Source organism: Nocardia sp. BSTN01, assembly GCF_015354405.1.
GTDB lineage: Bacteria > Actinomycetota > Actinomycetes > Mycobacteriales > Mycobacteriaceae > Nocardia.
Genome location: NZ_JADKYP010000042.1, coordinates 46,830 through 66,382 on the forward strand (window position 1 = coordinate 46,830; position 19,553 = coordinate 66,382).

The 19,553-nt window shown below is 66.3% G+C and carries 17 protein-coding genes; 13 read left to right on the forward strand and 4 right to left on the reverse strand.

From position 1 onward, the window contains the following. Positions 1-41: 41 nt before the first annotated feature. From IRT45_RS26490 to IRT45_RS26545, 12 genes are all read left to right on the forward strand, one after another. Entirely contained in the window at positions 42-503 is a 462-nt protein-coding gene (locus tag IRT45_RS26490; protein ID WP_194808583.1) for a hypothetical protein, read from the forward strand. Beyond that, positions 500-1,054 (forward strand): hypothetical protein, encoded by a 555-nt coding sequence (locus IRT45_RS26495; RefSeq protein WP_194808584.1) that lies wholly within the window; start codon positions 500-502, stop codon positions 1,052-1,054. Before IRT45_RS26490 ends, IRT45_RS26495 begins: the two co-directional genes overlap by 4 nt. Beyond that, a complete protein-coding gene (locus tag IRT45_RS26500; protein WP_194808585.1) occupies positions 1,051-2,118 on the forward strand; it encodes a hypothetical protein in 1,068 nt (355 codons plus the stop codon). Before IRT45_RS26495 ends, IRT45_RS26500 begins: the two co-directional genes overlap by 4 nt. Beyond that, positions 2,115-3,056, forward strand: a complete 942-nt coding sequence (locus tag IRT45_RS26505; protein ID WP_194808586.1) for a hypothetical protein — start codon at positions 2,115-2,117, stop codon at positions 3,054-3,056. Before IRT45_RS26500 ends, IRT45_RS26505 begins: the two co-directional genes overlap by 4 nt. Next, positions 3,053-3,994, forward strand: a complete 942-nt coding sequence (locus tag IRT45_RS26510; RefSeq protein ID WP_194808587.1) for a hypothetical protein — start codon at positions 3,053-3,055, stop codon at positions 3,992-3,994. Before IRT45_RS26505 ends, IRT45_RS26510 begins: the two co-directional genes overlap by 4 nt. A 76-nt stretch (positions 3,995-4,070) precedes the next feature. Beyond that, positions 4,071-5,009 (forward strand): hypothetical protein, encoded by a 939-nt coding sequence (locus IRT45_RS26515; protein WP_194808588.1) that lies wholly within the window; start codon positions 4,071-4,073, stop codon positions 5,007-5,009. Positions 5,010-5,109: 100 nt separating this feature from the next. Beyond that, on the forward strand, positions 5,110-5,982 hold the full coding sequence (locus tag IRT45_RS26520; RefSeq protein ID WP_194808589.1) for a hypothetical protein: 873 nt from the start codon (positions 5,110-5,112) through the stop codon (positions 5,980-5,982). Positions 5,983-6,049: 67 nt separating this feature from the next. Beyond that, entirely contained in the window at positions 6,050-7,015 is a 966-nt protein-coding gene (locus IRT45_RS26525; RefSeq protein ID WP_194808590.1) for a hypothetical protein, read from the forward strand. A 133-nt stretch (positions 7,016-7,148) separates the two neighbouring features. After that, positions 7,149-8,033 carry a hypothetical protein gene (locus tag IRT45_RS26530; protein ID WP_194808591.1) on the forward strand — a complete coding sequence of 295 codons (885 nt, stop codon included), beginning with the start codon at positions 7,149-7,151 and terminating at the stop codon, positions 8,031-8,033. Further along, positions 8,030-9,307, forward strand: coding sequence for a hypothetical protein (locus IRT45_RS26535; RefSeq protein ID WP_194808592.1), 1,278 nt, complete (start codon positions 8,030-8,032; stop codon positions 9,305-9,307). The genes IRT45_RS26530 and IRT45_RS26535 overlap by 4 nt, the downstream gene beginning before the upstream one ends. A gap of 67 nt (positions 9,308-9,374) precedes the next feature. Beyond that, positions 9,375-11,225 (forward strand): type IV secretory system conjugative DNA transfer family protein, encoded by a 1,851-nt coding sequence (locus tag IRT45_RS26540; RefSeq protein WP_194808593.1) that lies wholly within the window; start codon positions 9,375-9,377, stop codon positions 11,223-11,225. Further along, positions 11,222-12,073, forward strand: a complete 852-nt coding sequence (locus tag IRT45_RS26545) for a DUF4913 domain-containing protein (protein ID WP_194808594.1) — start codon at positions 11,222-11,224, stop codon at positions 12,071-12,073. Before IRT45_RS26540 ends, IRT45_RS26545 begins: the two co-directional genes overlap by 4 nt. 343 nt (positions 12,074-12,416) lie before the next feature. Here IRT45_RS26545 and IRT45_RS26550 read toward each other — a convergent pair whose 3' ends face one another. Next, on the reverse strand, positions 12,417-12,953 hold the full coding sequence (locus IRT45_RS26550) for a hypothetical protein (protein WP_194808595.1): 537 nt from the start codon (positions 12,951-12,953) through the stop codon (positions 12,417-12,419). A 354-nt stretch (positions 12,954-13,307) separates the two neighbouring features. On the opposite strand from IRT45_RS26550, the gene IRT45_RS26555 reads away from it, so the two are divergent. Beyond that, on the forward strand, positions 13,308-13,739 hold the full coding sequence (locus IRT45_RS26555; protein WP_194808596.1) for a DoxX family protein: 432 nt from the start codon (positions 13,308-13,310) through the stop codon (positions 13,737-13,739). 414 nt (positions 13,740-14,153) lie between these two features. Here the strand turns inward: IRT45_RS26555 and IRT45_RS26560 are convergent, their stop codons facing one another. The 3 genes from IRT45_RS26560 to IRT45_RS26570 all read right to left on the reverse strand — a co-directional run. Further along, on the reverse strand, positions 14,154-16,004 hold the full coding sequence (locus IRT45_RS26560) for a hypothetical protein (RefSeq protein WP_194808597.1): 1,851 nt from the start codon (positions 16,002-16,004) through the stop codon (positions 14,154-14,156). An 80-nt stretch (positions 16,005-16,084) separates the two neighbouring features. Further along, positions 16,085-16,948, reverse strand: coding sequence for a hypothetical protein (locus IRT45_RS26565; protein ID WP_194808598.1), 864 nt, complete (start codon positions 16,946-16,948; stop codon positions 16,085-16,087). 1,138 nt (positions 16,949-18,086) lie between these two features. Further along, on the reverse strand, positions 18,087-19,553 hold a 1,467-nt coding region (locus tag IRT45_RS26570; RefSeq protein ID WP_194808599.1), incomplete at its 5' end, for a HEAT repeat domain-containing protein.

The window sequence follows — 19,553 nt, forward strand, 5'->3', positions numbered from 1 at the left end:
GACGTTCTGTACCTCCGTCGTCGAAGGGTCGCAATACCGCTATGACCAGTGTAGCCGCTAACGACCGCGTCACTGCCGAGCAACGGCTCGCCGGACGGGCATCGGCGGGGCCGCACCTTCTGGCGTGGGTTGCCGCGACGCGGCAGACCTTCACCATCTGCCGGCCCGACGGGTACACCGTGGCCCACGACCGGTTCCACCGCGACCTGATCATCGACAGCTACGACACCGCCATCGAAGCCGCAGCGCTGCAAGCGATCTGGCTCGCCGCGCACGGGAAAGACCTGTGGGGCGCCGATGTGGCGACCCTGCGCATCGTCACATCCAGCTTTGTCGTGGACCCGGGTGCCCTGCGCCGGGCGGCGTTCGTCAGCGGCCTGGTGCTCGACCTGCTCGTCGACTCCGCTACCAATCCCGCTACCGGCCATCAGCTCGGGGTGTGGGTCGACTGGCGCCGCGCCGACCTCACCTACCTGATCCAACATCCGAGGAACCAGCAATGAAGTCACGCCCCTTCGCGACCTTGCTCACTGTCATGGCCGGAGTGTGCCTGCTGACCGCGTGCGCCGAGCACCCGTCACGTGGCCGCCAGCCGGACGAAAATGCCTGCGCACACGCACGATTCGACTCACCGTTTACCGCGATCGACCCGTGCTCGGCCGAATCGGTCATGTCGGTGGCCTTGCAGACGATGTTCACCTACCGACCTGGCGAGGGGCTCGACCCACGGCACGCGTTCGACGCTGCGACGCCGCTGCTGGAACCCGAATTGGCACGCAGCGGCGCACCGGCGGCAATCGCCCTGGCGCCGGTCACACCCGACATGTGGGAACACTGGCGCGACCAGCACGTCACGGTCACCGCGACCGCTCGCGCCACGGCCGATGATCACCCCGCCGACACCGCGGCGCGGGCGGCGCGGGTGGTGACCGTGAGCATGCAACCCAGCGACAGCACACCCTCGCTGAGGCTGGTGGTGTTCGCGGTCGCGCGTTACACGCAGACCGATGAAGGCGTGCGATGGCTGCTGTCGAACGTGCAGGTGGCGTCATGACCAGCGGCAACGGCGACCCTGTCGACGAGGGCGGGCAAGCGGTCAAAGCCGGGTTCGTGCAAGCGATGCAAACCGCGGCGATGACGATGAACCTGCTCCAGCGCCGCGGCAGCGAATCGCGCTCACGGCAGGAGTTCACGCAACGCCAAGACGACCGGATCGCCGAACAGCAACGCAAGAACCACATCCACGGCTTGCAGCTGCAGGGCTACATCGATCGCTCGCAGCACGGCCGCCTCGAGCATTGGGCCGACATGGCGATCAAGGCCGGCCGCTACCGCGAGCACCTGCTCGAAATGCAGGTCAAAAACGCGCGCCTGCAACACGATCAAGACAAAGCCGACCGCGCCAACGATAGCGACAAGGCCACCGAGGAACGTCGCGACAAGACTCACGGGTTGCAGGTGCGCGCCCTGCGTGGTGAGTACAACCGCAAAGACGCGATCCACACCCAGCAGTTGCGCCGCTACGACAAACAGATCGCACAAGACCAGCGGCTACACGATCTGAAGGTCGAATACCAGCAGCTGCTGATCGAGGCCCGCAAACGCGCGCTCGGGCTCACCGAAACACTCACCGACACCGACCCCGGCACCGCCCGCGCTCACGCTGCCAGCGCGGGCTGGGCGGCGGCCGAGGCCACCGCGGATCTGTCCGACCAGCAGCGCTTCGCCGCCGACGCGTGGGCCGAACGCTACGGCGAGGACACCGGCAAGGACCCCCGTACCACATTGGCCGATGCGCGTGCCGAGGCTGCATCCCTCGACGACGCGGTCGATGAACTCCACACCCAGACGAGCGCGCTCAGCGCCGAGTACACCCTTGCCAGCTATGGCGAATCCCAGCTGCGGGATATGAACTCCCACAGCGCCACCGAACCCGCCCGCGGGCCCGATGCCGATTCAGGCGAAGAGCTCGAAGTGCTCGACGGAGAGGTCATCGACGTCGCAGTCGAGGTCACCGGCGTCACCGGTGACCTCGATGTGGGCGTCGATTTCGCGCCATCGGTTTTCCCACCCGTCAAAGCTCTCGGGCCCGCGCCGTCGACGGAGATCGAACCATGATGGCGCGCAACACCTTTCTTGTCCGCGAATCGGGTCTGGCTGTGCCCGATCGGTGGCAGATGAAGCTGCTCGCGGGTGTGTATTCGCATGCGTCGGCGGCGCGGGAGATGGCCGCGGCGGCGCGAGCCGGGCGGGAGGCGACCGGGGAACTTCCGCCCCCGTCCTGGTCGCGGGCGTTTCGCACCGAGGTCCTGCTCGGCCAAGAGCTCGAGAAAGCGGGACTGGCCGCCGGGGTGCCGCGCGAGTGGCTGAACCAGGCGCGCACGCGCGCCCATCTGGCTCAGCCGTGGCGACGTGACCTGCACTGGCGCATCCCGAAACCGGCGGACCGGACCAGGTTGCTGGTCGGGCTGGCCGGTGAGGCGCACCGGATTCAGGACCTCGCCGCGGTGGCGGTCGCCTACGAGCACCGCGGCGCGCACGCCGAACCCGGCACCGCGACCTGGGTCATGCGCAACCTGCGCAGATCCCGCACCCGCCTGGTCCAACTCGCACGCCTGCTCGCCGTGACCGACGACGAAGCCCAGCGAATGTGGAACTCGCCCCAGCACTGGGCCGCCGCCGCCGAGGGGGCCCGCGACGCGAGTGTCGACGAACTCGACTCCCGCTGGCGCACCCACGCCCGCAGCGACCAGACCAGCATCGTCCTGCAGGCCCGCGCCCTCACCAAATCCGGAATCACCGCACCAACCAGCGCCGCACTCCCACCACCCGATCAGATCCTCCAGATCCTTCGAAACGAGCTCGGACACAACACAGTTCCTCTATCCGAGGCCTCAGACCGGCGTTCGGCAGCCGATCTGGTCGCACCGGCCGGGCAAGGCATCGATAGGGCGCTGGCCGCAGCGGGAATCGGCAGTGGCGGCCATGACGGCCTGGTGGCGGATCTTCCGCCGCTGCCACGACAGCCCGGCACCGGAGTCGAGGTCGAACTATGACCGGGCCGGAACGCGCCGTCGGTGCGGCCGGTCGGCGTCCGGTTGCGCCGAATGCGGCGCAGAAGGCACTGCTGCGGCGGTTGTGTGCGGTGGCGGCCCAGACGAGGGTGTTGCTCGATACCGCCCGAAACGACTATGAGACAGGGGTTTTAGCAGAACCTGCCTGGTTCGCGCGCCTGGATGCCCTGATGGCGCGCAGCGCCGCGCTGGTGGAGCTGGGCCACGCCGGTGGGATACCGCAGCGGTGGATCGATCTCGCTCGCCAGCAGGGCGAGCGCGGCACGGGGTGGCGGACCCCGCAACGATGGCCCGTCCCGCATCCCGTGCACCGGGCCCGCCTCATCGACGACCTCGCGGCCGAAGCCCGCGAACTCAGCGATGTCATGGCCGTCCATGCCGCCTACCGCACCCGTGCCCGCAGCGATGAACCCGAATCGCTGTGCACACGGATCGAAGCCACAACAGCGTTGCGCCACGAGCGTCTGACCTCGATCGCGGCGCTCTTGGATCTGATCGGACCCGAACGGGACCGGATCAGGCCCGCCTCGGATCCGATCTGGGCCCGCGCTCTGGCGGCCACGGTGCGAGACCGTGGTCCCGACCTGCTGGCACAACAATGGCGCGCCTACGCCGAATACGAACCCACATCGGTGGCGGCCTACCGGCTGCTGACCGACCACGGCGACCTCGACTTCATTCCGGATTCCGCCATCGCGCCCGTCCCCGCGGTGATGGTCGAGCACATCGCCGCAGCTCTGCGGCTGCCACCCGGTCTGGCTGTTCACGGCCTGCCACTCGGCGCAGCCACAGACAGCGCCGTGAATGCCGCGTTAGGCGAGCCCCGGTGCGTCGAATTCCCCGCGCCAACTGCCGGCGACGAGCAGCACGCCGGCGCCGGCCCGGCACTCATACATCGCGACGGCGGCCCCAGCCCGTGACCGAGCACGGGCAGACCGTTGTGAGCCGCTGGCTATCCGGCGGCGGAGCACAGAGCTTGAGACCAGGAGCAAAAGGATGACGACTCCCCACCCGACACCCGGTCCAGTCCGCATCGGAGCGCAGACGTCGACCGTCTCGTCGGGCAGTGACCGTGTCCGGGGTCCGAACGCCGCCCAAGTGGCATTGCTGCGGCGGCTGCGTGAGGTCTCCGACGGGCTGCACCGGATGCAGGAAACCGGCCGTCTCGGAGGCGAATTCGGACACTTTCCCACCGAACTGTGGCACGACTACCTCGACGAAATGCACGACCGCGCCGACGCACTGACCGCGCTCGGACGTGCCGGCGGTATCCCCGCACAATGGCTCGGCTACGCCCGCGGCCACAGCACCGCGCAGGTACCGGGCCGTTGGCCGGAAACCGGTGCGCCGCCGCGTGCGGAACTGATCGGCGCCGTGGCCGAGCAGGCGCGGGAGTTCGGGCAGATCGCGGCCGTGCACGCTGCCTACCAACTCCACACCACCGGCGAATTCGATCGAGCGCAGGAAGCCTTCGCTGAAAAGCTGGGCCAACACTGGGACCGGATCGCTACCGTCGCAGCGCTCCTGCGACCCGTCGGCACGGAACGCGAACAGATATGGCCCGCCGCCGAAGACCCCGTGTGGATAGAGGCTTTCGCCGACCCCGTACGCGACACCGACCCCGGCGACCTGGCACAGCGATGGCATACCCACCTGTCCGCCCCGGACGCCGACGTGGCCGCACACGCGACGCTGGCCGACTACGGCGACCTCACCTGGGACCCCGACCGCGAACTCGTGCCCCCACCGCAATCGCTGATCACCCAAGTCAGCGCCGCACTACGCGCCCAGCACACGGTCGGTGGTGGCGCCACGATCGACGCCAATATCGGCGCCGCGCTACCGGAGATGGCCCGCGAATTCACACCCGAGATCCCCACATCGGACCCGCACCGTGGTGTTGTCCCGGCGCTCGACACCGGACCCCAACCGTGACCGCAACCCGGCAGACCAAAACACCAGCAGTGCAACAAAATTCGATTCAGGAGGCCCACCGATGACCGACCCGCAATCACCGCGCGTGCAGCGAAGACCGATGTGGCAGCAAAGACTGCTCGACCGGATCCAGGACCTGTCCGACGACCGCGGCCGGCTCCTGCGCGAGGGCTACGACACTCCGCCCGGGGCGGGGGAGTTGTCCATGCTGGCATGGCGCACTCAGCTGCTGCAGCTGGCGGCTGACCGCAGCGAGATCGAAGCCCGCGCGCACGCGATCGGCATCCCGCCCGCCGAAATCGCCGCCGCCCGAGCGGGAGGAAGCCGCGGACGCCGAGCCGACCTCAACCCCGAGCCCGGCGCCGATGCGGTGCGCGAGCACGTGATGGGCTGGGTGGCCAGCGACGTATGGCAGATCCAGCACATGGCCGCGATCGATGTCGCCCACCGGATGCGTGCGGTCACCGACGCACCCCGGTTCGAGCCCGAACCGTGGATGGTCGCTCAGTTCGAGCGCAACCTGAGCGCGTTGTGGATACGGGCCGGCAACGTCGCCGACGCGATCGGCCTCACCGTCGACGAATCCGCCGGAATGTGGGCGCGGACCAGCAGTGACTGGCAGCGAATCCTCGACGCCACGACACATAGCTACGACAACGAAGCAGTCGAGGAACGCTGGCGCATCTACGCCCGCCCGGGCATCGAAACCAGTGTGATACGCGATGCCACAGCCATCACCCTGCGCGTGGACGTCGCCCTGTCCGAGCAACCGGTGCGCATTCCCACGCCGCACGCGATGAAGACCGCCGCAGCAGCGTTCCTGTCTGACTCCTCGTCCGGCGCCGACGCCATCGCCGACGCGATCGACCGCGCCCTGCCCGCCGAAGCAGACCACACCCGATGGGAGCCCGCCCCACCCGCCGACCCGCCCCAGCCTCCCGGCCGCGATCTCGACACCGGAGCCCAACCATGACCAGCGCATTCCCCCAGCCGAACCGGCTGGCTCGCACAAACATTCACCTACCGAGGAGGTATCGATCATGACCGACCCCGGCCCTGGCCCTGCACGCTCGATCGAGCAGTGGCAGGCGAAGTTGCTGGCCCGCATCGACCGGCTGGCGCGCGAGTACGCGATGGTGCAGGCGCGCGGCTTCACCGGCTACGACGGCACCGACGGCTCGCCCGAGCAGGAGTGGCGTTCGCACCTGGACGCGTTGGAAGCCGAACGCGAAACCACCGAACAACTGGCCATCGAACTCGGCATCCCACCCCAATGGGTCGAACACGCCCGCACCAACGGCACCGAAGCAGCCGAACTGCCGCCTCCCGCACCAGAAATCGCGAACACTGTCGTCGATCAGACCAGCCAGGCCGATATATCCGGGGCTGCCTCGGCGTCGAAGCAGCTGTTCATCGATATGGCCGTGGTCGATGTGTGGCATGTGCACCGGATGGCGTTGTTGACTGCAGCGCGCGACTCCCGCCTCAATGCCGGGCGTCTTGGGTTGGGCGCCGATCCGATCGCCGACAGGCAGTTCCACCGCAACATGGCACTGCATCATCAGCGCGCGGCGGGACTGTCCGACGCCGCGCAACTGTCCGCCCCCGAGGTCGCAGCACTATGGGACAGCCCCCAAGTCCGCACCGCGCGCCGCCAAGCCGCGCAGCAGATCAACCGGTGGGACGACCTGCACCTGGAATTCGAGTGGCGCCGCTACACCCAACCCGTCACCGACCCGGCTTTGCCGCCCTACATCCCCACCGACCCAGCCACCGGAGCGCCCACCAGCCAGGCACAAGCACCGCCACCGGCGCCTGAGGAACTGATCGCGCGCGCCGCCGCCGCGCTCGGTATAGACCCCAACCGCACCGACCGGCTCCCGATCCACCACGCAACCGCCATCGATATCGCCTTGCCCGCGGCGACCATCCGCGACTGGCAACCCGGCCACGCCCCAGCACCACCGCCGACCGCCACAGGCCCGGACCTCGGGCCCGAACCCTGAGACCATCCCCGCCCGCTTCCCGGTGATGCCGCTGGCGCCGACCATCACCGCAGACCGATCCGAACCACCGCGAGGACATCCCCTCACGCCCGGCCCACCAGCCGCGGCCCGCTTCCCGACAAGGCGGAACCCGATGTCCGACAACACATTCCCCACCACAGGGTCGCCCGAAGCCAGCACCCCAGACCTGACAGCGAGCCCAACTCCCCCCGCCGCAGCGGCGCATCCTGCGGTGCCGCCGACAGCGTTTCGATCGCGCACCGTCGCTTCTGCGCTGGCGGTCCGGTTCGGCCCCGACGACCCCGACGCTGTGCATGCCCTCGCGCTCCGCGCGGTGCAGGACTCGATGAAGCGCTACATCGACTGGCAACGCCATCAACCCCCCGACGGCGCTGCTGCCGGTCCTGGCGAGTGGCGAGTGACCGCGGTCAACGGCGTTGAAGACGATTTGCGCCGCGCCTACCTCGACGCAGTCCAGGCCGGCGTCCCGATCAGTCAGATCGACACCGCCCACGATCTCGGACGAGCCGGTGTCGGATGGGACCAGCAACCCGCCCACCCGCTGCTGGGCCGGCTCGAACGCCTCGCCCACGAACTCACCCTCGCCGAGGCCCGGGCCGGCAACGACCGCGCCCGCATCCGCGAACTCGAAAACGAGCGAGACCACGCCCACACCCGGATCGAAACCCTGTCCGAAGACCTCGCCCACGCCCGCAACACCATCACCGGCCAGACCGAAGAAATCATCGACGCCGAGTGGCTGACCGGACACCGCCACCACAACACCGAACCCAGCCCGCAGCCTGCCCGCGCGCTGGCTCAATCCAACGCCGAGTTGGCTTTGGCCAACGACATCGACGCCCTCGAACGCACCACATCGCTCGACACCAGCGGCGGGATCAGCACAGCAATCGACACCGCACTGCCAGGCCGGCCCGACTACTGGCCCGACACCACCGACCCCGACACCGGGCCACCGTCCGGCACGTCCGATCACGGGCCGGAGGTGACGCCGTGACCGCGCTGGACGAGCCACTGGGTTTCACCAACCCCGACTACTACACCGACGCCGCCTCCCGTACCGAGCGGCAGCTGCGCGCCGACTTCGCCCGCTACTACCAGCTGCGCGAGATCGCGCCCTCCGCCATCACCGCCGAGGCGCGAGCCGAATTCAACTCCCGCGCTGACGAGCTGGCGATCCGGTGGGCACGCCACGAGTCCGAACATTGGCGCGGCACCTGGGCGGGGCTGCAGCGCGTGGTGGCCGGATGGCGAACCCAACCGGAGATCGCGCGCCGCAACTTCGACCAGATCGCGCGCGCCCGCGCCACCGGCGAGGTAGCGATCGACGACGACATCTGGCGCACCCTGCAACAAGCGCGCCTGATCACCGGGCACGGCCCCGCCGCTATCAGCGGCTCAGGCCAAGACGCCGCCCGCCGCTACCCCTACCTGCAACCCGACATGGGCGCCACCACCGCGCCGGCACAGCCGGTAGAGGAGGTCGATCGCCGCACTGCGGTCGAGCGCACCCTGGGCGCGCCCAGAAACCAGGCTGCTGCGGCGCTGCCGAGCCTCGCGCAGGTCGACGCGGTCATCGCCGACACAGATGCGTTGCTCGACGCCGAGGAATCGGCAGCTGATCTCGACGACGGTCGCGAAGCACGAAAACTGCTGCTGCCCCGAACGGTTCGTGAGGCACGAATCTCGGCCGACTACACCCAGACCGAGACCTGGGAACGCCTTCACGTCGAGGCTCTGCGTGAAGTCCAAGACCTCGCCGCCGAGCACAGCAACCTCGCCGATCACCTCGACGGCACCGACGACCAAGCCCGCATCGCCCGCCTGGACCGGCTGCGGGCCGCGCTGAGCGCCGCGCGACGCGACGCCCTCGCCATCGGACTCACCGACGACCAGATACAGACCGCGTACACCACCGGCCGCGACGGAATCTACTGGGCCACACAACCATCCGATCCGAATTTGGGACGGATTGCCCAGCTGCTCGAACACCGCGACCTCGCCCGCGCCGCCGCAGAGTCCTACCGCAACCAATTCAGCGGAGCTACCGCGAGGGCCGCCGGCCCAGGCCTAACGGCCGCTCACAGTAGCTCGATCGAGGGCGCCGCCGCTCGGGAGCTTTCCGAGACCGGCGGCGGTGCGGGTGCGGCGATTACCGCTGCGGTCGAGACCGCGCTTCCCGACACCGACCTCGGCGAATGGTCGCCACCTGTCGACAGCGCGGTATCGAAAGATGCCGTCTCCCAGCTTGATCAGGAGATGGGCTTGTGATGGTCCGCGGCCAGAGTTATGCACAGGTGTTCACAGCGTTGTCCCCAGCCTGGGCGGGGGCAGTGTGATGGCGCGGCAGACGCGGCGCCGGACGACCGGCGGGTTCGGCGAGGAAACCTGGCTTCTGCTCATCACCCTCGGTCTCATCGCGTTCGCGCTGCTCGCGTGGGCGGCGCTGTCGGTCGGAAGCTGGTGCGCCGGACTGCCCATCACCGCGCATCCGGTCGCGGCACTGCTGCAGGTGATGGCGGGCAGACATCGGTGGCCGTGGCAATCGAGCGTGGTCATGGCAATTGCGCTCGCGGCTGTCGGGGCGCTCGCGGTCATGTTTCGTAGACGGTGGGCATCGGTGCGGGGCAGCGACATCGACCGCGCGGCACGCACGATGGTGCCCCCACGCCAGATTTCGACGGCGCGCCAGCAAGACAACGCCAGCGCGGCCGAGCGGCTGCTCAAAGACGCACCAGCCGACGTCCGGACACGGCCGGGGCCGCCGCTGGGCCTCACCGTCGTCGGGGGAGTCGAGTTGTTCGTGCCGGCCGAGATGGGAGTGTTCATCGCAGCCGGTCAGCGCACCGGCAAAACGATGGCGTGGGCGATCCCGGCCGTGCTGAGCGCGTGGGGGCCGGTGCTGGCGACCTCAAACAAACCAGACCTCTACCGGCACACCGCGTTCGGTCGTGAACAGCGTGGCCGCGTCTGGCTGTGTGACTTGCAAGCGGTGACCGGGCAGGCGGTGTGCGGGTTCTGGGTCGACCTACTCGACCGGGTACACACCCTCGCTGCCGCACGAAAGCTGGCGTCCTTCTTCGTCTCCGGGGCCTCGGGGTCGGCATCGGAGCGGGCCAACGCCCGTGTCGACTCCTACTTCGACGGCGGCGCTCAAGAACTGTTGTCCTTATATCTTCTCGCGGCCGCCTGTGTCGACGGTGACCTGCTCCACGTCGCCGAATGGCTGTCCAGCGATCAAGACCAAACCCCGATACTGATCCTGCGCCACCACAACCATCGGCGCGCGGCGCAACGGATCCTCGACGCGCAAGGACTGTACGCGCGCCAGAGGGACGGGTTGTACGACATGGCACGCAGGTTCTTGAACGTAATCTCCGACGAGGGCTACGCCACCATGATCACCCCACCCGCCCGCACCCACGTCAGCGTCTACGAGACCAGCGACTCGATCATCATCGACACCGCGCTCGGACCGGCGACCCACAACCTGCCCGAATTCAATCCCGCCGACTTCGTCACCAGCAACGACGCCCTCTACGCGTTGTCGATGACCGGACCCGACTCCGCCAGTGCCCTCACCGCCGCCCTGGTCGGCCAAATCCTGGAATCGGCGCTGACGTTCGCCCGCGCACGCCCCGACGGGCGCCTCGCCGTGCCACTGCTGGCGGTGCTCGATGAAGCCGCCAACTGCGCACTCATCGACGAGTTGCCCAGCTACTACACCTACGCCGCCGGATGCGGCGTCATCCTGCTGACCATCGTCCAGGTCCTCGAACAAGCCGAAGACCTCTGGGGCGCACACGGTCTCACCATCATCCGGGCCCAATCGATCGAAATCTACGGCGGCAACATCGCCACCCCCACCTACCTCGAGCAATGGGCCCGCCTGGTCGACGACCACGACGTCGCCGACCACTCCCGTTCCACCGGTCCCGGTGGCACCAACCGCTCCACCAGCTGGCGCGCCGAACCCATCCTCAACGTCGCCAAACTCGCCCGCCTACCCAAAGACCGCGCCCTGGTCCGCCTCCCCGGCCACGAACCGGTCCTGATCGAAAAGCAATTTTGGTGGGACAACCCTGCCCTCGAACCACTCGTCACACAATCTCTGGCCCGCTTCGCCAAACCACCCACACCAACCGCGCGACCGGAAAACACCGGCGGCGCAGCAGGAGTCGAACTATGACAACCCCTACACCGGGAGGTTCACGGCAGACGCGGAAACCCGCGGCTCCGGCATATCCGGACTTCGTCACCTTCGCCGAGCAATGGCTGTTCCCGTTCATCACCGTGCGCCTCGCCGAAGCCAACCGCGAACACACCTGGACCTGGTGCAGCCAATGGTGGCGCCACCGCGCGGTGAGCGTGCGCATCGCTCACCTGCACCGAGCCTTCGAAGCCATGCGCACAGACAAGAACGCCGCCGGCCTGTCGGCTTTCATACTCCACCACCTCGACCCCCACTTCCGCGTCATCCTCGACGCCGCCAACGGGCCCCTGCACCGCTGCACCCGCACCAAACACCTCGCGCTGCCGTCACTGTCCTGCGAACCCGTTCCGGCCGGATGGTTCAAACCCTCAGCCGAGCCCGACACGAAATCGGGCGACACCAAGCCTTATCGGTTCGGCCACTACGCCGATTTCGTGGAGCAATGGCTGCTGCCGGTCACAGCGGCCCGCATCACAGCCAACCATCGCGAAGACCAGAACACCTGGTGTCGGAGGTGGTGGGATCACCGCAGTGTCGCCGTGCGCTTCGCCGCGTTGCACGTCGTATTCGAAGCCGCCCGCGTCGCCGAGGACCGCTCTGCCATGTCGACGCTGTTCGTCTCGCACATCGACCCGCACTTCCGATACATCCTCGACGCCGCCAACGGGCCCCTGCACCGCTGCACCCCCGACCACCACACACCCGAAACAGGTCTACCCACGGCAGATGTGCCCGCCAACTGGTTCACCGCACTCGCGCGCTCCACCCCGCCAGAACACCTCGGATTCGGACCAGACTTCCGCGACCATCCACAGACGCAGTAAAGCGCAGCGTCGTGTCAGCCGTACTCAGTTCCGCATGGCCGTCTACCTACGCTGCTGGGCCGAAGTGGGATGAGCGAAACATCTTGGCGCAGAGAGGCTTTGGTCGGGAACCTGGCCGAGGCCGCCAAGGAGTGGTTGTGGTCGACGGCATGCTCCGCTTTGAGTGTGTCTGGGTGTTTTGCTGTGAATACGTCGCGGGTGGCGGGGCGTGGGCAGCGTGTGTCAGCGGCCAGTTAAGACTCCCCACTGACGGCCACTTGGTGGGGAGATTACTGGCCACCACAGCAATCCGGTAGCGACACCTTCGCGCGAGGGGCTGCCCGCCGCGCGGCATGAGCGGATGTCACTCGGTTGGTTGCTGTCCCTGACGAAAGAAGGTTGTCGACACAACGGGCAGATCAAGTTCACGACGCATCGCAGCGAGGAACTGCTCGAACGCCAGACGAGCGGGTCCTCGCATCTGCTTCCATTCCTGCTCGGATACGGTTCGCTCCTGAGCCTGTTCGAACAGTCTCGCCATAGTGTGCTCGACGGTAGTGGCAGCCTCGACGACTGCTGCCGAACCGTGAATCCACACGGCGATGAACGCGCTGTCCGAGGCTTTGAAGCCATCGGTCCGGGCCTGACGGACGAGTTCCGGGAAGGCGTCGTCCGCGTGATTTGCGAGTGCGATGGCGCGAACTAACTCGAAGCCGACTTGAAACTCTTCCGCGTAGCGCTGATAGCTGGCGGTCTTCTGGTCTCGGCGCCACTTCGACGACTCGGTCCGAACGTCCCAGAAACGACCGAGCACGATGCCGATTATCGCTGACACGGCGGCTACTAGTGCTGGAGTCATGGAATTTTCGCCCCTCCCAACCGACATCACAGTCGGCACCATGACTCTATCTTGTGCTGTCTAGCGTTGTATCTGTGTGGAGATGCCGGCGTCATCGAACGGCATGGCTCCGGCAGCTGCAGCACACTCGACTTGCTCGCACGTGATAACGCGCCGAATATTCTGCGCCGTATCCGTTCTCGCTGCGCAGACCGCCCGCACTGCGACATTTCCGTGCGGCCTGATCGGGATCAGTTCGGATCCGAGGGCTGCTCTGGCCGGAAACGCAGCGCACATCCGGCCCCGATGGCGCGGTGAAGATTCTCTCCACCGTGGCGATGAGTTTTCCGGACCGCCTCCGTCTGTACTGCTGACCGCGTCACCAACCCGGCGCGACCGACCGAGAAGGAACAAGAGATGACCGCCATCACCGCCACCGAGACCACCACTTCCGCCGTCCGCCCCGGCAAGATCCGCAACCGCGTCCTGTGGACCCTGCAGATCGTGCTCGGTCTGTTCTTCATCATCGCCTCCGGCGGCCCGAAGCTCGTCATGCCGCAGACGCTGATGGAAAACAACGCCACCGCTTTCTCGATCCCGTTGGCGCTGTTGGTCTTCATCGGTCTCGCCGAGGTCGCGGGCGGGATCGGACTCATGGTGCCGCGCCTGACCGCGGCCGCCGCGATCGGCCTGGCGATCGTCACCTTCCTCGCCGCCGGCTTCAACGCCTTCCTGGCCGACGCCCCGGAATTGGCGCCCTTCCCGCTGGTACTCACCGCGATCTTCGCCTGGATCGCCTACGAACGCCGGGCCTCGCTCACCGCCTTGGGCGCGCTGATCAAGCGATGATCGGTGCATAACGCTCGGCTACCGGCGGCACTCAGCCGCCGGTAGCCGCGTTGTGTGTGACGGGGACGGTCCGGTCGGGTTGGTCGGGCTGTCCCATCGCCAGTCGCGAGGCGGACATCACCGGATCGGGCCGCATACCTTGTGGCCCTCCGAATCATGTGATGACAGTTGTTGTTTCGCGACCGTCACGGGAGACAACACGGGATGTTCAGCGCGGCAGTCGATCTCGCTGCCTGTTCGACGGGGCTGCTGGCGGTGATGAGCCAAACAGAAGGACATCCGCGACCGTATTACGCCCCTGGTGGGCAGCTCTGAACCCCGGCTCACCGATCTACGCGCCGGCCGGCAGTCGTGGTTCCTGTAGCGATCGCGCCCCAGGACCTGGCCTCACCCCCCGGGGGGATCGGCGACGGCTCACGTTGCGGTCGTGTCCTCCGATACGGGGCTTGCATCGTCGCGAACGTCATCGCGTGCGGTTGTCGGTTCTTCCGCGCCGGATCCGGTGACGCAGTCGGTGCCGTAGATGAACTTGTGGCAGTTGAAATGTGGGTCGTGGTCTCCCGCGACAAGTCGTTGTTCCCAGGCGAGTAGGTCTGCGTGCCCGGGACACTCTTCGACGGCGTTGGCCGCGAATTCGATTGCTTGCTCGTGCAGGCCCGCCGCTTCGAGCCGGTCGGCGACCTCGAGCTGGAGTAACACATCCACCGCCGTCGGCAGTGGGGCCTCTTTGCCGGTGAGCCGGTCTGCCCGTCGCTGCTGTGCCAGCTCCGTCCACTGCTGGGTCGTCCAGTCCGGGAACGCGCGGTCGGAGAGTACCGCAACCGAAAAAACCACCGGTGAAGGATCGTCCAGACAGTGACCGTACGCGTCGAGGAACGCCTTCGCATCTGGCCTTGTCAGCTCCGGGTCGGTCCAGGCGTGCCACAGTGCATGCAGTGCAACCATTGTCGTCTTCGCTGTACCGTCGGCCAGGACAGGAACACGCCGTTCGATCTTGGCAACAACTCCTGTCGGGTCGATGCCCTCCTTACTCTGGCCGGAGTACCAGGAGATGAACGCCTCAGCCACCCCGTTGAACCACATTTCCGCGGTGTCGGCATCGAAACCCTCTGACTGCGATACCCAGAACTGGGACGCGAGCTGCATGCGTAAAATCCCGGGAAGCGCACTTCGGTAATCCCACGGCTCGGCCGCTACCTGCGGGGCCTGGGCGACGAACCCGCGCACGACATGGCGAACCAGCCGCCACAGCCCGGCGATGGTCAGGATGCGTCGAAACCGAGGCTCGAAGGCCGTCTCCGCGCCGTCGGTGGATACCCAGGCTTCTTCCCCGAGGTCCTCAAGGATGTGACCACGTCGCGATCGGATGTCATAGGCAAGGCCCAACATTCGCTCGAGATCGGCTGACTGCGGCGCCCGCATGACGCCAATCGCCTCGCTGCGATAGTAGGCCGGTGATATCCGCGCCATCGTCGAGGACACGAACCGCCGCTTGAGACCGACCCGTTCGGCTTGCAGTACCGCGGCGTGGACCTTGGCGATCAGTGCCGGCTGCTCACCGGCGAGCGCGGCGTCGATGATCTTGCGGGCCCTGCCGTCGTAGCGCTCCCAGGTCACCGGTGTCGTTAAATGGTCATCGGCGAGTGACTCGAGGGCAGCCACAAGGTCGGTGTAGGCACCGGTCGGATCATCGACGGCCCTCCGGGTCGCATCAACAGATCCTCGGATCACCCGCATCACGCGCACGAAGTCCTCACGCGACAAACCCAGCACGACGGTCATGAAGGTCTTCAGCTCATCGAGGTCGCCGGGCTGGATCATGACGCGTGGTTCGAACAACCCCGGCACCAATCCCGCTGCATTGCTACGCGGGCCGATTCGGCCGCCGCCAGACACCAGGCGGTGAACTTCATCGTGGTTGCGGCTGAAGGTCCGGTTGAGAACGAAGGTCATTACATAGGAGATGTCATCGAGCAACTCCTGTCCACTGGTGGCCAGCAGGAACTCGTGGCTGCCGTCGGGACGCGTGGCTTCGAGCCGATCGATCGCCTCCAGCATGATGGTGGAGACCTCGCGCAGCGGTGTCGCGCCGATGATGGTCCCGACGGGCAGTTGCACGGGCGTCGAGTCGAGAAAGCAGGCGTTGCTGTAAAATGTTGCCCGGTGGGTGCGCTCATAGAGCGCCACGCCGGGCCGGAAGAATCGACCCGCCGCGATCTGGAGCATCAGCTGGCCTTGCTCGGATCTCTGTTCTTTCTTTGCCACCACGCACTACCTCTGAGGGACCTCGGTTTGAGTCATGAACCAGCCGTTCCCACCCGCAGTGCGAACAATGGTCTGGCGGCTCATCCGGGGAAATGTTGGGCTGCACGTACCACCGAGGTCTCGACGTCCGCGAGCCGTGACCACCGCTGTGTCGGTGACCAGTGCCAGCCGCCGATGCCGCGCAGTCCGGAGTCCGCCGCCAACCACAGGTGAGTGATCTCGCCCGGCATCACAGGGTCACGGGCCGGAAGTTCAGGCTCGGCGAGTCCGCGTGAAGCTTGCACGTGGTAGTGATCAACCCACACGAACATGTGTCGTTCAGGCATAGCGGTCGCAGACAATTTCCGTCGTGCTCCCTGCTGATCGGAGCCAGTGCTCGACAACCATATCTCGACCTCGCCCACAGTCGTCTCCGCACCCAGTGCGCTGCGGTAGCCACTCAGCGATTCGATGAAGACTTCTGGGCCATCACCGCGAGGGTCGACGCACGAAACACTCAACACTCCGAGAGCTTTCAACTTCCAGTCCACGCTCTGATCCAGGCCGCCAAAAGGGTGAGCTCGACCGGCATCGACGTAAGTTCTTGCGGTGGACTCCAGTTCAGCCAGCAGCGGCGCGAGTGCAGCGAGCAGACGGTTGAATCTCGTCTCATCCCGCTCACACAACACGAGCCACGTCTTCGTCAGCCCGGCGACTCGGCGGCCACCAGCAACCTTGTTCCAATAGGCTTTTTCCGATCCCCGCGCCGCCTGCACAGTGTTGCGGCCGACCTCGAGCGCTCCGACCATGCGGCCATCACGATCGAGGAGCCGGTAGTCGACAAGGCCGTCGGCGCTGCCGTCGTCGATGACTTCGAGCTGATACTCCGTGTTGGCCTCCACGATGAGCCGTGCCGCGTACTCCTCGCGACGCTCATGCGGCCGAGGGTCCGCGAGGGTGGTCATGGCCCATATCGTGTCACCAACATTGGCCGCCGTCGCTCAGATTTCACGCCGCAGATCAGGGCTGGCTCACCAGACATGTGCAGACTCTCCGGATCGCCCGTGGCCGGACCGCTACCGATGTTCCCATGAGGAAAAGGAGGACAACCCGAGAGCGCTTGTGCCGAAATTGATTTCGCAATGTAGAAGTACCCACATTGGCATGAGCGTGCATTGCCCCAGCCAGAAGTCACTCGGCGCGTTGATCTTCCAATGGCGCTCGTACCGGCCGGTTCGGTCAGCGCGGTATGCGGCATGAGCGGATGTTCGGTGACCTGTCGAGCCTGGATGGCGTCGGCCGTCGAATGGCTGCGCCCTTACTGCATGGACGTGGCGGGCCGTCGGCGGTTGTGGTGGGTGTGTGGTCGGTTCAGGTCGGTGTCGGCGAGTAGTTCGCGGACCGAGAGGGGCCGATGGCGGGGACAAGACTGCTGCAGGATCAGGTGACCGAGCGAGACCAGCAGGGCGTGGTCCGACCGTCCGCGCCAGCATGCCGCTGCGCTCGATCACCAAATGCGTGTCAGTGACGATGACCGCCGCCCCGGACCCTCTGGCAGTGAGACAAGCCACCCTCTCTGAACTCGTTGACGAGGCAGTATCCGAGCCGTGCGACACGGAGACCGCCGCGCGGTCAACGCGCGGCAATACCGATGAGCGGACGTTATGTGGTGTGGCGGGGGCGACTGCTAGGGACTGATCCTCGCGATTCTGGCGTGGTCGCTAATCGAACTCTTCGCCGAGGACGAGGATTGGTCCTTCCCTCTTCGCCGTGGTATCCAGGTAGCTTCTGACCACGGCGAAGTTGATTAACTCCGGGTGGAAGTCCCGGCTGGTGCGGGATGTTGACCTTGAATCCGAGAAATTCACGTCGGAGGGACGCCTTGTCAAACACCAGTTCCTAGCTAGTTGCGCACGGCTCCATCAATTGCTCGATCTACTCCGTAGACACCGAGTTCGAGCAGGCGATCAAGGATATCGAGTAGCGCCGTGATGCGCTGTCGGTCGCGAGTCTGCGCCAACCCACGGACCACCAGATCCGAGATGTAATGAGCATCCCCGGCAGCACCGGTCCTGATGTCGGCCACGTCTTCGCCATGGATGTTCAGAAAGTGGTGTGCAGCGAGGTCGACGAGATCGTCGACTTGTCCGGCGCTTCCTGCAGCGTGATGAGCAATTGCGGGGCCACGTGTACGTAGCTTGGTGACGCGATCAAGTCAGCCAGGAACTCGGCGTAAGGGCGCAGGTCGTCTCCACGCAGGTGACCGGCCAGGGTGGCAACCTTTTTCCGAACCTCATCGTCCTCGTCATGCATCAGGTGACGCAGAGTGGACAGCACGAGTTCTGAATCGGCGGATCGATCAACCCTTGCGGCGCACACCTGAGCCAGGCCGCGTCGAACTTCCGCATCACTGGCCAGAGCTCGCTCCATTAGCGCTGGACGCCCCCATTGCAGCGCGGCGAATGCCGCCATGCAACCCCCTGTTCTCCGAACTTCGGCATCTGTTGAGCTGAGCATTCGATTGATAACCGGATCGATCACTTCTGGATCGGAGTTACCGATATAGATCATCAGGTCGTCCAACTTGTCTGAGGCAAGTAGGAGATCGTCGGCGTCAATGAGGCGTTCGAAGGCTGTGTAGGCCGTTGGCCGTGCATGCCGTAGGCAGGCCGCGATGGTGTGGGCGACACAGGCGCGCACGCTCAGTACTGGATCGCTCGCCAACTCGACGAGGTGAGGGGCCACGAGTTCTGTGCGCGTGCCATCAAGGTCGTGGACCAGGAGGTTGCCGAGCGACTCAGCCAAGCTTCCTCGCGAGGTGTTGTATCCGTTCTGGAACATGTCACGTCCGGGTTGGTGGTCGTCTCGGCGTACGAAGACGGGCGAGTTGTCGACAGGGTCAGGAGCGTGCATCGCCCGGTCGAGGACCATCTCAACGATGTCCAAAGGTGCCTCGTCATAGACGTGACGGACCGCCCAGCCAAGCCAGCGGTCACAGTCGTCGAGGCCGAGGCTCATGACGTGACGGATCGCGTCGAAGACGGCGTGTTGTGCTTCTTCCGGAATAGATGCTTCTCCGAAGCCCCGCAGGATCGCGCCGGGATATGCCTCGTTGGTCTCGGGCGTCAACCGCATGGCCAATCCAGCGAATCGAAGAGGATCTTCAGCCGTTCGCGCCCCCAACTGCTGCGCCAACTCGCGAGCGCCGCCTACCTCGCTGCCGAAGTTACGGTCATCGTTGTCGTGCTTTGCCATGGCCTGCAGCCACTGCGCGTTGCTCATCTTGCCCGTGGCTGAGTCACCAATCGGCGACCCGACCCTGTAGGCGACAATGCCGGTCGGTGGCTCGGGCGAATCGCGGTCGAACTTGCGCTGGTACTCCTGTAGCCGTCGAAGTCCCAGCGGTGTCAACCGCCCGGGATCGAGCGCTGATAGGAACTTGAAGGCGGTGTAGCCGAACGACCGAAGCCTGTGATGGAGATCGGAAGATTGGTATGTCGCGGGAAGGTCTCGGAGCTGCTCTTCGAGCTGCAGGTGGACCTCATCGCTGACAATCGGCGCTATGGCCTC